The organism is Micromonospora sp. NPDC003944, assembly GCF_053605225.1.
Window position 1 is genome coordinate 1 of sequence record NZ_JBSGIV010000026.1, and the last position, 13,843, is coordinate 13,843.

Here is a 13,843-nt window from a genome sequence, read left to right on the forward strand (position 1 = left end):
CGGGGCGCGGGGCGCGGGGCGCGGGGCGCGGGGCGCGGGGCGCGAGGGCTCGGCGCCGCACGGCGGACCGACGGCGGGTCGGCACAGGGCGTCGGCACAGGGCGTCGGTGTGGGACGAGGGCGCGGCTCGGCACCGTGGGGCGCGAGGCGGCGGGGCGCAACGGGCGCGGGCGTGGCGGGCGCGGGCGTGGCGGGCGCGGGCGTGGCGGGTGCCGGTCAGGGCAGGTTGAAGAGGGTGGCGGCGCTGTCCCAGCAGACCGCGCGTAGCCAGTCGTCGCCCAGGTCCAGCCGGGCGAGCCCGGTCAGTTGGTCGGCGTAGGGGTACGGGATGTTCGGGAAGTCGCTGCCCAGCAGCACCTTGCCGGCCAGCCCCAACTCGCGCAGCCGGGGCAACTCGTCGGTGGGGAAGGGGATGAGCTGCTCGAAGAAAGGCGTGAACGCCATTGTGGTGTCCAGCCGGACCTGTTCGTAGGTCTCGGCGAGGTCCAGGAAGGCCCGGTAGTCCGGGGCGCCCATGTGCGCCACCACTGCGGTCAGCCGGGGGTGGCGGGCGAGCAGGGCGGCGAACGGGTCGGGGCCGGTGTGGGCGGTCCCGACCGGGGCGTGCCCGGCGTGCACCACCACCGGCACACCCGCGTCGGACAGCATCCCCCAGACCTGGTCCAGCGCCGGGTCGGTGGGCGCGAAGCCGCCGACCTGCAGGTGCAGCTTGAACAGTTGGGCGCCTTCCGCGAGGGCCGCCTCGACGTAGTCGGGGGCGTCCGGCTCGGGGTAGAACGTGGCCGAGGCCAGGCACCCGGGGGTGTCGCGGGCGAAGTCCAGGGTCCAGCGGTTGAATTCCGCCGCCATGCCCGGCCGGTGCGCGTACGCCAGGGCGCTGAACGCCTTCACGCCGAGCCGGCGCAGGTGCGCGACCCGGTCGGCGTCGCTCCACCGGTACAGGATCGGCCATTCGGTGCCGACCAGCGGCCCGGCGGCGTCGAAGTAGGCCCACACCCGACGCAGTAGTCGCGGCGGCAGGAAGTGCACGTGCACGTCGGCGAGGCCGGGCAGGCCCAGTGCGCGGGAGAACTCCGGTACGCGTTCGTCCGCGTCGGGTGGGACCGGCGGGTGGTCGCTGGCCGTGTGGCGCGGCACCGGCGCGGGGTCGGTCATATGTCGATGTCGAAGCGGCTCAGCACGGAGGGCGCGATCAGCCCGACGGTGGCGAGTGCCGAGACGACGGTCAGGGCGATGCGCATGCCGACCACTTCGGCCTTGCTGCCGACCCGCAGCGCGATCTTGTTCGGCAGGCCGATCATCATCCACATGCGTCGTTTGATCGGGATCGGCCAGAGGATCGGCACGCCGGCTCGCGTGATCATGTCGCCGAGGATGTGTACGAAGCAGCCCACGCCAAGCGCGGTGCCGATCAGCGGATAGCCGCGTCCGCCCGGCAGGTTGGCGAAGGTGAACCAGGCCGCCCCGGCCGACGCGAGGGTGATGATCACCCAGCCGGCCCGCTCGGCCCATTCGTCGAACAATCCGCGTAGCGCCAGGCCGAACATGAAGAACAGGATGGTGATCACCGCCCACTTGCCGTACGCGGCGCAGAGCGCGGTGGTGCCCCACCCGACAAGCACGGTGAACGGCAGCGTGTGGGTAAGCGTCCGGTGCCCGTTGTTGCGGCGTGGGTCCCTGCTGAGCTTCGTGGCGTAGTAGACCCCGAGGGAGATCTTCTCCATCACCTCGGCGGCGAAGAGTGAGAAGACTCCGAAGGTGCGGGCCACGGTGGCCCCGCCCTGGTTCTTGGTCACCTTGCCCGACATGTCGAGGTCGGGAAAGAGCGCGCCACCGGCGCACACCGCGGTGCCCACTGCCAACGCGAGCGGCGACTGGTGGTAGTCGGCGAACTGCTCCAGTGCCCAGGAGCCAGCCAGCCACACCGCCGCGCCGGACAGCGCGTGTTGCGGTCCCATCATCTCGGCTCACCCTCCCCAGGGATCTTGAGCGCCCAAAACTACGCCACTGTAGTCAGCGTCGGCGCCGCAGGGGCATCACCCGGAAGGTCCACATCGGAGCGGGTCACGGGGTGGGGGTGAAGCTCTGCCGAATCATCGGCAAGTATGCCGCGTTGACCTGCCAGTCGAACTCTTCTGTCAACCACGAGACGGTGTAGGAGCGGTCGGCCGAGGTGTTGGCGAGCAGCCGGAAGCTGTGGACCGGAACGCCGAGGGCGTTCTGCCAGCCGCACTCCCACACCGCGCCACCCTCGAAGATGTCCATCGCGGAGATGTCCACCTTGCGATAGCCGGGTAGGGCTCCACTCGCGGTCAGCCGAGCCTCCTCGGCCGTCCAGTGCGCCACCGGGTCCGGGCGGGCCGGCCCCGCCTCCACGCTGAGCACCCGGGAGCCGGTGGACTTCCGGAAGCAGGTCACCGGGCCCTCGGTCCAGCGCGCCCAACCCACCGGGGCGGCGATCCGGAACCCGGTCGGGTCGTCGTACCAGGTCCAACCCTCGCGCAGCCCGTACTTCGCGTCGGCTGGTGGTGACATCGCCACCACCGGGGTCGCCGACGGTGGGGGGAACGACGCGCAGGCGAACGCCGCGGGCCGGGAGGTCGACGCGCCGCCACCCGAGCCGGACGGTGGGGTGCGCCCATCGTGCCGGTTGAGCAGCGCCAGGGTGACGCCTCCCGCGACGAGCAGGGCGGTGGCGGCGCCGCCCAGGGCGATCAGACGCCGTCGCCGGCGTGGCGGGCGCTGTGTCGGCGTCGCCGGGCCGCCCGGCGGGGCCTCCGGGTGGGTCGGGTGGGGCGCGACGGCCCGGCTGACGCCGCGGACCGCCGCGACCGCCGCGGACCGCACGGACCCGGGCTCGTCGTGGCCTGTCGCCGCGCTGCGCAGCAGCGGCTCCGCCTCGACGGCGGTCAGCCGCCGCCAGGGGTCGCGCTGCAACAGGCCGGTGAGGACGGGACGCAACGGACCGGCCCGACGCATCGGATCCGGGGGTTCGATGGCCAGCGCGCTGAGCGTCGCCATCGCGCTCGACCTGGCGTACGGGGACTGCCCCTCGACAGTCGCGTAGAGCGTCGCGCCAAGCGACCACATGTCGGTCCGCGCGTCGGACACCCCTTCGCGGGCTCGCTCGGGGGCGACGAACTGCGGTGAGCCGAGCACCGTGCCGGGGCCGGTCATCGCGCCGTCGCCGCCGTCGAAGGTGGCCAGCCCGAAGTCGGTGAGCATCACCCGCCCGTCGTCGGCCACCAGCACGTTGTGTGGTTTCACATCGCGGTGCAGCACTCCGGCGGCGTGTGCGGCCCGCAGCGCGGCGAGGACCGCCAGCCCGATCCGGGCGGTACGCTGCGGGCTCAGCGGCCCCTCGGCGCTGATGATCTGCTGCACCGACCGGGACGGCACGTACTCCATCACGATCCACGGGCTCTCCCGGTCGTGCACCACGTCGTAGAGGCGGACCACGTTCGGGTGGTTGAGCCGGGCGGCGGTGCGCGCCTCACGCAGGGTCCGGAGCCGCAACTCCTCGCGCTCGGTCTCGGCCAGCCAGGACGGCGGCACGACCTCCTTCACCGCGACGTCGCGGTGCAGCATCTCGTCGCGAGCAAGCCACACCCGGCCCATCCCGCCGGTGCCGACCAGGTCGAGCAGCCGGTACCGACCCGCGATCAGCAACTGCTGCACGGCCGCTCCCCCTTGGTCACCCCGGGATCCACGATAGCCACCAAAGGCGGCTTTCTCATCCACTGAGCGGCCTCGATCCACGCCGGACGGTGGTCCGGATCATGGCCATACGGTGCAGGTCAGCGGGGTGGTCGGAAACTATCTCGCACCGGTTGCCAGTCGGTGGCGGCCCCGGCCCAGTCCTGGTCGTGGGTGATCCACCCCAGCGTCCAGCGGCCGGTGTCGACGGCCTGTTGCCGGGCGTGCAGCCACAGGCCGCCGTGGGGTGCCTGCCACCGGCACTCCCACTCCGCCCCGCCGTCGGCGGTGGCGAGCCGGATCTCGTCGTACGCCGGCAGGGCCCCGGCCCCGATGGCCGCGTCTCGGGCCGCGCGCAGCCGGACCAGCGGCTTGGCGCTGTTGCCCGGGGTGACGCTGAAGGCCCGACCTGTCGCCGGGTCCTGGAAGCAGGCCACCCCATCGTCGCGGGAGTAGTACCAGGTCGCCGGCACGGAGACCCGGAAGCCGGTGGTGTCGGCGTGCCAGACCCAGCCCGGCGGCGGTCGGAACCGTTCGCCGGGGGCCGGGTCGCCGGCCAGCACGGGCGTGCCCGCGATGTGCGGGCGGACACACGCGAACGGCGGCGGAGGGCCGTCCCGCCCGTTCGGCGGCGGCCCGGGCCCGTCGGGGCCAGGTCCGCCAGGTCCGCCCGGGCCGCCCGGGCCGCCGTCGGGCGGACGATCCCACGGCTGCGGGGAGGGCGAGCTGGCGACGTCGTCGGGCTTGTCGCCGGAGAAGGTCAGCGCGGTACCGACACCGGCCGCGACGGCCACCAGGAGCGCCACACCGATCAGTGCCATCCGGCGGGCGCGCCCCCGGGCCGCCCGGTCTGCGCCCGGCGCGGGGGAGGCCGTGGCGGGGTTATGGGCCGGGTCGGGGAGCGGGATGGTGACGTCCTGGTCGTCGTCGACGGCGGCGGGTTGGGCGACCAGGCCCGGCCTCGGCCCGTCGGTCGGGAGCCGGTCGGTCGCCGATGGCGGCTCGGCACGGCCGGTCGCGGCCATCCTGAGCAACCCACGGGCCTCGTCGTGGTCGAGGCGGTCACGCGGGTGACGGCGCAGCAACCCCGCCAACACCGGCGCGAGGGCCCCGGCGTGCGGGGCCGGGTCCGGTGGGCCGGCTGCCAGTGCGCTCAGGGTGGCCATGGCGGTGCTGCGGGCGTACGGGGACTGCCCCTCCACGGCGGCGTGCAGGGTCGCCCCGAGCGACCACAGGTCGGCCGCCACCGTGGACGCACCCTCGGCGGCCCGCTCCGGGGCCACGTACTGCGGGGAGCCGAGGACCATGCCGGGGCGGGTCATCGCGCCGTCGCCGCCGTCGAAGGTGGCCAGCCCGAAGTCGGTGAGCAGCACCCGGCCGTCGTGCGCCACGAGCACGTTCTGCGGTTTGATGTCGCGGTGCAGCACCCCGGCGGTGTGCGCGGCCTGCAGGGCGTCGAGCACGGCCAGGCCGATCCGGGCCGCGCGGGCCGGATCGAGGGGCCCTTCGGCGTCCATGACGTCCTGGAGGGTGCGGGACGGGACGTACTCCATGACGATCCATGGGCTGCCGTCGACCGCGACGACGTCGTAGAGCCGGACCACGGCCGGGTGGTTGAGTCGGGCGGCGGCGCGCGCCTCCCGCATGGTGCGCGAGCGCACCTCGTCGCGTTCGTGCTCGGTCAACCAACTCGGCGGAACGATCTCCTTGACCGCGACCTCGCGGTGCAGCATCTCGTCGCGGGCGCGCCACACCCGACCCATGCCCCCGCGACCCACCAGATCGAGCAGTCGGTACCGACCGGCGATCAGCACCTGTGCACGCTCCTCCTCAGCCGCTGTCCGGGCTACACCCTAACCAGCGGATCGGAAGTCACCTATCGGTCGGCCGACTCACTTCAGCACGGCGGTGAGCAGGTTCCCCTCCGGGATGGCGATCTGGGTCCGACCGCCGGCCAGTTTGGCGGCGGCGCGGCGGGCCCGCACGGGGCCGTGTTCGCGGCGGGCGGTGGCGTAGCTGGCGGCGGTGCGGGCCGCGATGGTGGCCCAGCCGTACCGCTCGCCGACCATCGTGCGCGCCCGGCGGGCCAACCGCCGGGCGAAGACCTCGTCGCCGAGGAGTTGGCCGACCGCGCCGGCGAGCGCGTCCGGGTCGCTGTGCGGGAAGGTCACCCCGGTCACCCCGGGTTCGACGATCTCGGCGAGGCCGCCGGTACGGGCAACGGCGAGCGGTGCTCCGGCGGCTGCCGCCTCCAGCGCCACCATGCCGAACGGTTCGTAGAGGCTGGGGACCACTGTCGCGTCGGTCGCGCCGAGCATGGCCGGCAGTTGGGTGGAGTCGAGGAACCCGGTGAACCGGACGGTCGAGCTGAGCGCCAGTCGCCGGGCCTCCGCCTCCAACTCGGTGCGGTACGGGCCGTCGCCGGCGATCACCACGCGCAGCCCCGGGTGCCGTTCGCGCAGCCGGGGGATGGCGTGTACCAGGTGCTGGACGCCCTTCTCGTAGACCAGTCGCCCGGCGTACCCGACGAGGGGGCCGTCTGCGGCGAACCGTGCGCGGGCCGACGCGACCGCTCGGGGGCGGGCCCGCCAGGCCCGGTCGTCGACCCCGTTGGGCACCACGTCGACCTGGGCGGCCGGTACGTCGAACAGCGCGGTCACCTGGTCGCGCATGTAGCCGGAGCAGGTGATCACCCGGATGGAGGAGCCGCTGAGCCAGTGCTCGACGCCGTGGATGGTGCGGTTCATCTCCTCCGGCAGCCAGCCCTGGTGCCGACCGGCCTCGGTGGCGTGGATGGTGGTGACCAGGGGCAGGTCCAGGTGCTCGGCGAGGGTGATGGCGGTGTGCGCGACCAGCCAGTCGTGGGCGTGGATGACGTCGTAGGTGCCGGATTCGGTGGCGCGCAGGGCGGTGCGGGTGAGGGTGTGGTTGAAGGCCATCGTCCAGGCCAGCAGGCTGCTGGTGGCGAGGGGGAAGGCGACCGGGTCCTCGGGGGCGCGCAGGATGCGCACGCCGTCGGCGTACTCCTCCAGGGGTGCGCCGTCGGCGTGGCGGGTGACGACGGTGACCTCGTGGCCGGCGGCGGCGAGGGCGACGGAGAGGGCGTGCACGTGTCGGCCGAGACCGCCGACGAGCACCGGCGGGTACTCCCAGGAGAGCATCAGCACCCGCAGCTGTCGGGCGGGGTTGATGTCGATCACGTGGGCATCGAGTGACATGCGGCCCCCTTTGAGTTGTCTCCGGGCGCGCGCCGACCGACACCGGAGTCGATGTCGCCGTCGCGTCTGGATCGAGGCCAATCCTGCCGGGATCGCGATAACCAGCGGCGACACCACCGTTGCGGTCGTGTAAAGCGCTACTGGCTCTTTCGCCGCACCCGCAGCAGCTCGGCCACCGACCATGCCTGGAACGGGCACCCGGTAGCGGTGTGTGGCGCGAGGCCGTCGGCCGTTTCGCTTACTGAGCCTATCCCATATTCCATCAAATGGGCCTCAATGCCGACGAATACGTCATCGACGGACATCTTTCCTCGGCGTGCGGCGTCCACGTACGGGCCGAGCAGCCACGGCCAGACCGTGCCCTGGTGGTAGCCCCCGTCCCGGTCGGCCGGGCCGCCCCGGTGCCGGCCCACGAACTCCGCGGAGTCCGGGGCGAGACTGCGCGGCCCGAGCGGGGTGAGCAGGCCGCCCGCGACCCGCCGCAGCGTCACCTCGTCCGGCTCCATCGGCGCGTACGGCAGCGACCAGGCGAGCAGTTGGTTGGGGCGCAACGCGTCGTCGTCGTGCAGCGCGGCGCCCCCCAGCGGGTACGCCGGCGCGGGCGCGTCGAGCACGTCGTGCAGCCAGCCGGTCGGGGCCGGGAACCGCTCCCGGAACGAGGTGGTGGCCTGCCCGTGGCGGCGCCACAGCTCGTCGGCGTTCTGCCCGGCCAGCTCGGTCAGCTCGGCGAGCCCGGCCAGCCCGTTGATCCACAACGCGTTGACCTCGACCGGCTTGCCGGTACGCGGGGTGACCGGCACCCCGTACACCCGGGCGTCCATCCACGTCAGCGCGGTGCCGGCGGCGCCCTGGGTGAGCAGCCCGTCGGCCGGGTCGACGCGGATCCCGTACCGGGTACCGGCCGTGTGGGCGTCGACCACGGCGCGCAGCGCCTGCAACAACTCGTCGCCGAGGTCGGTGTCACCGGTGACGGTGACGTGCCGGCTCACCGCGTGCAGGAACCACAGCGTGCCGTCGACGGTGTTGTACTCCACCCGACCGGTGTCGGCCGTGTTGGCGAGCATCCCCTCGGAGAGCGTCGCCGCGTACGCCCGCAGCAGCTCCCGGCCCTCGTCGGCGCGACCCGTGCAGAGGAACAACCCCTCGTACGAGATCATCGTGTCCCGCGACCACGCCCCGAACCACGGGTAGCCGGCGACCACGTCGACCGCCGCCTGGTGGGTGCGCACCACGAACGCGTCGGCGGCAAGCGCCAGGGTGGCGTCGGTGTCGTCGGCGGGCTTCGCCGCCGCCACCACCCGCCGGTTGCGCGCCCGCGCGGTCGCCACGACCTCCGGGGCCGGGGGCGGCTCCTCGTCGAGTCGACCGGCCCAGGCCCGCACCGACACCGTGTCGCCGGGGCGTTCCAGCTCACCGGCGAAGCGGCCCGCGTACCAGAGGTCCTCGTCGGCGTTCAGGCCCCGGTTGGCCTCCTCCCGGTGGTGCACGCCAAGCCACCACTGCCCCTCCGGCGACCAACCCGGGCCGGAGAGCCGGTACGCGCCCTCGACCACCGCGCCGTCGGCCACCGGCTCGACCTGCGGGACCGGGCCGTCGGCGCGCCGTTCGCCGTGCGCGTCGCGCCAGGTGCAGGCGGCCGACAACTCCAACCGCACCGGCCCACCGGCGACCAGCCGGTGCACCACCGCCACGCAGGAACGGCCGGGCAGCATGGCCAGTTCCCGTTCGATCACCACCGCGCCGATCCGCCACCGCCACCGGGGCAGCCCGTCGACGAGGTCGAAGCGCTCCAACAGCTCGAAGCCGCGCGGGTCCACGTCGCCCGAGGCCCACTCGTGCGCGCCGAGGCGAACCCGTGCGCCGGACGGCAGGGTGACCGCCGGATCGAGACTGACCAGTCCCACCTGGCGGGAGGCCGGCGTTTCGCCGGGAACCACGAGCAGGCCGTGGTAGCGACGTGTCCGCAGCCCGCCGACGGTGCCCATCGCATAGCCGCCGAGCCCGTCGGGGACCAGCCACTCCCGGCTTGCCGCGCTGGTCAGGTCGCCACAGACCTGCGGGCCGAAGTGAATGTCGATCAACTTTCCTCCACCGTCGGCAACGTGTAACACGCCACGACGAGAATGGCCGCTGTGGTCAAGTACCGCGGCGACGTCAAAGATGTGCACGTGATCACTGACCGATCGTCCTCCGACGCCTCGCCACCCGACGCTGAGCGGCTCCGGCTCGCCCAGGCCGACTCGGGGGAGCAGGACTGGCGCGCATGGGGTCCCTATCTGTCCGAACGGGCGTGGGGGACGGTACGGGAGGACTACAGCGAGCACGGTACGGCCTGGGACTACTTCCCGCATGACCACGCGCGGTCCAGAGCCTACCGGTGGAGTGAAGACGGAATGGCCGGCGTCTGCGACGAACGACAGACCTTCGCGTTCGCCCTCGCCCTCTGGAACGGCAAGGACCCCATCCTCAAGGAGCGGATGTTCGGCCTCGGCGGCGACAGCGGCAACCACGGCGAGGACGCCAAGGAGTACTGGTGGTACGAGGAGTCCACGCCCACCCACTCCTGGATGCGCTGGCGCTACCACTACCCGCAGGCCGCCTTCCCGTACGACGAACTCGTCGCGGTCAACGCGTTGCGCGGCCGCGACGACACCGAGTACGAGCTGGTGGACACCGGGATCTTCGACGACGACAGGTACTGGGCGGTGACCGTCGACTACGCCAAGGCGTCCCCGACCGACCTGTGCATGGTGGTGACCGTCGCCAACCGGGGCGACCAGCCGGCGACCCTGCACGTCCTGCCCACCCTGTGGTTCCGTAACACCTGGTCCTGGGGCCTGCCCGGCGGCGACCGGATCCCCCGGCTCACCGGCCAGGGCACCCGGCTCGTCGGCGAGCACCGGGTGCTCGGCCAGCTGCTGCTGGAGGGCGACGGTGGCCCGGTGCCGCTGCTCTGCGACAACGACACCAACGCCGAGCGGCTCTGGGGCCTCGCCGGCCGCTCGCCGTACCCGAAGGACGGCATCAACGACCACGTCGTCAACGGCGCGGCCACGGTCAACCCGGCCCGGGAGGGCACCAAGGGCGCGCTGCACTACGTGCTCGACGTGCCGGCCGGCGGGCAGCGCCAGATCCGGCTGCGGCTGACCCGTACCGCGTCGCCGCCGGCCGCCGCGCCGCCACCCCCGGCCGACCTCAGCGACGGCTTCGAGGCCGTGGTGTGGGCGCGGCGGGCCGAGGCGAACCGCTTCTTCGCCGGGGTGATCCCGCCGGCCGCCACCCCCGACGAGGCGCTTGTCGCCCGGACGGCGATCGCCGGGCTGATGTGGGGCAAGCAGTTCTACCACTTCGACGTCAAACGCTGGCTCGACGGCGACCCGGGCTCGACCCCGCCGGCCGGGCGTCGACACGGGCGCAACAGCGCCTGGTGGCACATGACCAGCTTCGACGTCATCTCCATGCCCGACCCGTGGGAATACCCCTGGTACGCGGCCTGGGACCTGGCCTTCCACTGCGTGAGCATCGCCCGGGTCGACCCGGGCTTCGCCAAGGAGCAGATCCTGCTCCTGCTCCGCGAGTGGTACCTGCACCCCAACGGGCAGATCCCGGCGTACGAGTGGGCGTTCGGCGACGTGAACCCGCCGGTGCACGCGTGGGCGGCGCTCAAGGTGTTCGAGATCGACGGCGGCCGGGACTACGAGTTCCTGGCCCGGGTGATGCACAAACTGCTGCTCAACTTCACCTGGTGGGTCAACCGCAAGGACACCGGCGGCAACAACGTCTTCGAGGGCGGCTTCCTCGGGCTGGACAACGTCGGGCCGTTCGACCGCTCGGCGGCGCTGCCCGTGGCCGGCGTGCTGGAGCAGTCCGACGGCACCGGCTGGATGGGCATGTACGCGCTCAACCTGCTGGACATGGCGATCGTGCTTGCCGAGCACGACCGGACCTGGGTGGACACCGCCACCAAGTTCTTCGAGCACTTCGCCTACATCGCCGCCGCCGCGTACGAGCAGGGGCTGTGGGACGACGAGGACGCCTTCTTCTACGACGTGCTGCGCCTCGCCGACGGCACGAAGGTGCCGTTGAAGGTCCGCTCCGTCGTCGGCCTGCTGCCGTTGGCCGCCACCACGCGGCTCACCGCCCGGACCCTGCACCACCTACCGGAGCTGGGTGCCCGGCTGCGCTGGTTCCTCACCAACCGGCCGGAGTACTCCCAGGTGATCGGCACCCGCCGCCTGGGCCCCGACGGCCGCCAGCAACGGCTGCTGTCCATGGTCGGCCCGGAGCAGGTGGTCCGCCTGCTCGCCCGGATGCTCGACCCCGACGAGTTCCTCTCCGACTTCGGCCTCCGTACGCTGTCCCGCGCACACCTGGACAAACCGTTCTCGGTCACCCTCGGCGGTCAGGAGTTCTCCGTCGGCTACGAGCCGGCCGAGTCGACGAGCGGCCTGTTCGGCGGCAACTCGAACTGGCGCGGCCCGATCTGGATGCCGACGAACTTCCTGCTGATCAGCGCCCTGCGCGACTACGCGGCGTTCTTCGGCGACGACCTCCAGGTGGAATACCCGACCCGCTCCGGGGTGAAGCGCACCCTGGACGAGATCGCCGACGACCTCTCCGCCCGGCTGATCTCGCTCTTCACCCAGGACGACTGGGGTCGACGGCCGATCTACGGTGCCGCGCAGATGTTCCAGACCCATCCGGACTGGCGCGACCTGATCGCCTTCCCCGAGTACTTCCACGGCGACAACGGGGCCGGGTTGGGCGCCTGGCACCAGACCGGCTGGACGGCCCTGGTAGCCGACCTGATCCTCACCCTCCGCCGCTGACCCCCGCCCGCCCCGCGTGCCGCCTGCCTGCCGCCGGCATGATCGTGCTCGATCCATGTTGTAGTGGTGTCGCTGGCGCACTGAGGCCACTCGATCCAGGATCGAGCACGATCATGCGGGTCCCGGTGCGGGTGGCGGCCTGCGCGGGTGGCAGATTGAGCGCAGGTGGCAGCGCGTGAGCCGCGAGTGCGCGTGGGCCGCAGCTTGCGGGCAGTTTGCGTGGGCAGCGAGTGTGCGCATCCCTCACTATCGTGATCGGTCGTGGGGGAGTCGGTGGAGCCGGTGGGCGAGATGAAGGTCCTCGATCAGTCCCGGCTCTGGCCCGCCATCGCGATACCGGGCGTGCTCATGATCGTGATGATCGCTGTCGGGGTGCTCTTCGACCTGGTCAGCTGGATCGTCCTGGTGTTCGGCGCTGGCCCGATCGTCGTCGCCGTCACGAGCTCGCGAAACGCGGTATTCGCCGACGACCTGGGTCTGCTGGTCCGCGATCGCTCAGGTCTGCGGCGCTCGTACACCTGGGCTGAGATCGAGCGCATGGGCTGGGTGGATATGGGGATGTGGGGAAGCAGCCTGACGGTCTACCCCCGAGGCGGTCCCTACGACGTACCGGGACCCAACGCGTCCACAAATGTGGGGCGCATCTGGCGTCTCGGCCGTCGGCGCGCGGTGAACCCCCTACCCGAGCTGCTCAAAACCCATGGCATCAAGGGGCTGTCTGATGAGTGAGCCGTTCACAAAGCTCACTGACCGGCGCCAACACCCTGCCCCACCTGCCCGCAAGATTCGCGCAACATCTCGGACATTGCCGTCTCAAGGGCTGCGGAGGCAGCAACATCAGGACAGTTGCACGGATCTTGCCGAGCCACCCGGGCCTTGAGCCGCTGGCCTTGGCATGATCGTGCTCGATCCATGTTGTAGTGGTGTCGCTGACGCACTGAGGCCACTCGATCCTGGATCGAGCACGATCGTGCGGGCGACCCCCGACCACGGGTACGTACGAACTCACCCGTCACCTTGAGCTATTCGATGAGCACCTTCACGGTGTCGGCGAGCCCGTCGTTGCGGTTGATGCCGACGAAGAACTCGCTTCCCACATGGGTGACATCTTCGATCTCATCGACGAGGTTGTTGCTCGGGATTCCGATGTCGCTCTCCACATCGCCCCCGGCCCAGTTGTACTGATACAACCAGTTCCATCCGGTCGAAGGCGTCGAGGTGTTGATCGACTTGGTGTTCCAGATGTAGTTCTCCGAGCAGTCGATGCCCTGGTCGGAACGATTGTCGTGACTCGTCAGGTTGCTCTTGACCAGCGTCCATCCACTGGTGAGCGCGCCAGCGCCGGGATGGGTCCACAGGCTGCCCAACCGGCGGGCCGCATATTTTCCCGCACCGCCGGCAGCCGTCGCGCCGTAGCAGAATCCGCTGATGTTGCCGATCGGCAGACGCACCTCACCGGTGGTGCCGATGGTTCCGTTGGCGTTCAGGCGAATGATTGTCACCTTGTCGCTCAGGAACGCGGACTGGCTTCCCTGGGCGGCAATCAAGGCCGGGCCCTGGCCGAGATAGTTCGCGTTGTAGGCGAGGTCGTTGCCGTGGCCGAGTGTCGGTAAGGAGGTAGGGGCACCGGAGCAGACCCAGCTGGCGCTGTCCCAGGTCGAGCCGTCACGCAGCCACCGGGACAGGACCGGTTCCGCGCCGGCTGCCTTCGTGAAGACGATGTAGAGCTGACCGCCCGGCCCTGCGACCATGCCCTGCATGACCGTGCGGCCGGCCTTGCACGCACTGCTGTTGGGGATGTCCAACCGGACCGCCCCACTCCGGTCGGTAGCGGCGGAGGCAGCCGCTGCCGGGGCGATGGCGATTGCAACTGAGAGTGCGAGCACGGTGGCGACGCTCGAGAGTTTCGTCAAATCGGTGTCTCTTCTCTAGGGGTGCGGCGAGAAAAAGCGCATCGGTCAGTATCCACCTGTCTATGTCGTGCTGTCACGACAGCGAGCCGCCCCTCGCCAGCTGGTTGGCCTCAGTGATTGGCGCTGCGTGTCGGCCCCTTGCCCCTCGGCGACAGCGACGCCGCCCCGGCGCTCACTGGTAGCCGAC

The 13,843-nt window shown here is 71.7% G+C and carries 9 protein-coding genes; 2 read left to right on the plus strand and 7 right to left on the minus strand.

All coding sequences use genetic code 11. The features are described 5' to 3' along the window. Positions 1 to 216: 216 nt before the first annotated feature. From ACWER9_RS15110 to ACWER9_RS15135, 6 genes are all read right to left on the minus strand, one after another. Positions 217 to 1,155, minus strand: a complete 939-nt coding sequence (locus ACWER9_RS15110; protein ID WP_452302390.1) for an amidohydrolase family protein — start codon at positions 1,153 to 1,155, stop codon at positions 217 to 219. Further along, positions 1,152 to 1,961 (minus strand): metal-dependent hydrolase, encoded by an 810-nt coding sequence (locus ACWER9_RS15115; protein WP_425777369.1) that lies wholly within the window; start codon positions 1,959 to 1,961, stop codon positions 1,152 to 1,154. The genes ACWER9_RS15110 and ACWER9_RS15115 overlap by 4 nt, the downstream gene beginning before the upstream one ends. 103 nt (positions 1,962 to 2,064) lie before the next feature. After that, positions 2,065 to 3,678 carry a serine/threonine-protein kinase gene (locus ACWER9_RS15120; RefSeq protein ID WP_452302391.1) on the minus strand — a complete coding sequence of 538 codons (1,614 nt, stop codon included), beginning with the start codon at positions 3,676 to 3,678 and terminating at the stop codon, positions 2,065 to 2,067. A gap of 119 nt (positions 3,679 to 3,797) precedes the next feature. After that, a complete protein-coding gene (locus tag ACWER9_RS15125; protein ID WP_452302392.1) occupies positions 3,798 to 5,510 on the minus strand; it encodes a serine/threonine-protein kinase in 1,713 nt (570 codons plus the stop codon). A 78-nt stretch (positions 5,511 to 5,588) separates the two neighbouring features. Beyond that, positions 5,589 to 6,914, minus strand: coding sequence for a glycosyltransferase family 4 protein (locus ACWER9_RS15130; RefSeq protein ID WP_452302393.1), 1,326 nt, complete (start codon positions 6,912 to 6,914; stop codon positions 5,589 to 5,591). A gap of 137 nt (positions 6,915 to 7,051) precedes the next feature. Next, the gene (locus ACWER9_RS15135) at positions 7,052 to 8,995 is read right to left on the minus strand and encodes an amylo-alpha-1,6-glucosidase (RefSeq protein WP_452302394.1); all 1,944 of its coding nucleotides are present in this window, start codon (positions 8,993 to 8,995) and stop codon (positions 7,052 to 7,054) included. A 42-nt stretch (positions 8,996 to 9,037) separates the two neighbouring features. Between ACWER9_RS15135 and ACWER9_RS15140 the strand changes: the two genes are divergently transcribed. Next, entirely contained in the window at positions 9,038 to 11,743 is a 2,706-nt protein-coding gene (locus ACWER9_RS15140) for an MGH1-like glycoside hydrolase domain-containing protein (RefSeq protein WP_452302395.1), read from the plus strand. Positions 11,744 to 12,004: 261 nt separating this feature from the next. Next, the gene (locus tag ACWER9_RS15145) at positions 12,005 to 12,472 is read left to right on the plus strand and encodes a hypothetical protein (RefSeq protein WP_452302396.1); all 468 of its coding nucleotides are present in this window, start codon (positions 12,005 to 12,007) and stop codon (positions 12,470 to 12,472) included. Positions 12,473 to 12,765: 293 nt separating this feature from the next. Here the strand turns inward: ACWER9_RS15145 and ACWER9_RS15150 are convergent, their stop codons facing one another. Next, the gene (locus tag ACWER9_RS15150) at positions 12,766 to 13,548 is read right to left on the minus strand and encodes a hypothetical protein (protein ID WP_452302397.1); all 783 of its coding nucleotides are present in this window, start codon (positions 13,546 to 13,548) and stop codon (positions 12,766 to 12,768) included. Positions 13,549 to 13,843 lie beyond the last annotated feature (295 nt).

What these genes read in the sequence shown, in the direction of transcription:
- ACWER9_RS15110 (WP_452302390.1), bottom strand. Translation starts at nt 1,155, where the DNA reads ATGACCGACCCCGCGCCGGTGCCGCGCCACACGGCCAGCGACCACCCG.
- ACWER9_RS15115 (WP_425777369.1), bottom strand. Translation starts at nt 1,961, where the DNA reads ATGATGGGACCGCAACACGCGCTGTCCGGCGCGGCGGTGTGGCTGGCT.
- ACWER9_RS15130 (WP_452302393.1), bottom strand. Translation starts at nt 6,914, where the DNA reads ATGTCACTCGATGCCCACGTGATCGACATCAACCCCGCCCGACAGCTG.
- ACWER9_RS15140 (WP_452302395.1), top strand. Translation starts at nt 9,038, where the DNA reads ATGGCCGCTGTGGTCAAGTACCGCGGCGACGTCAAAGATGTGCACGTG.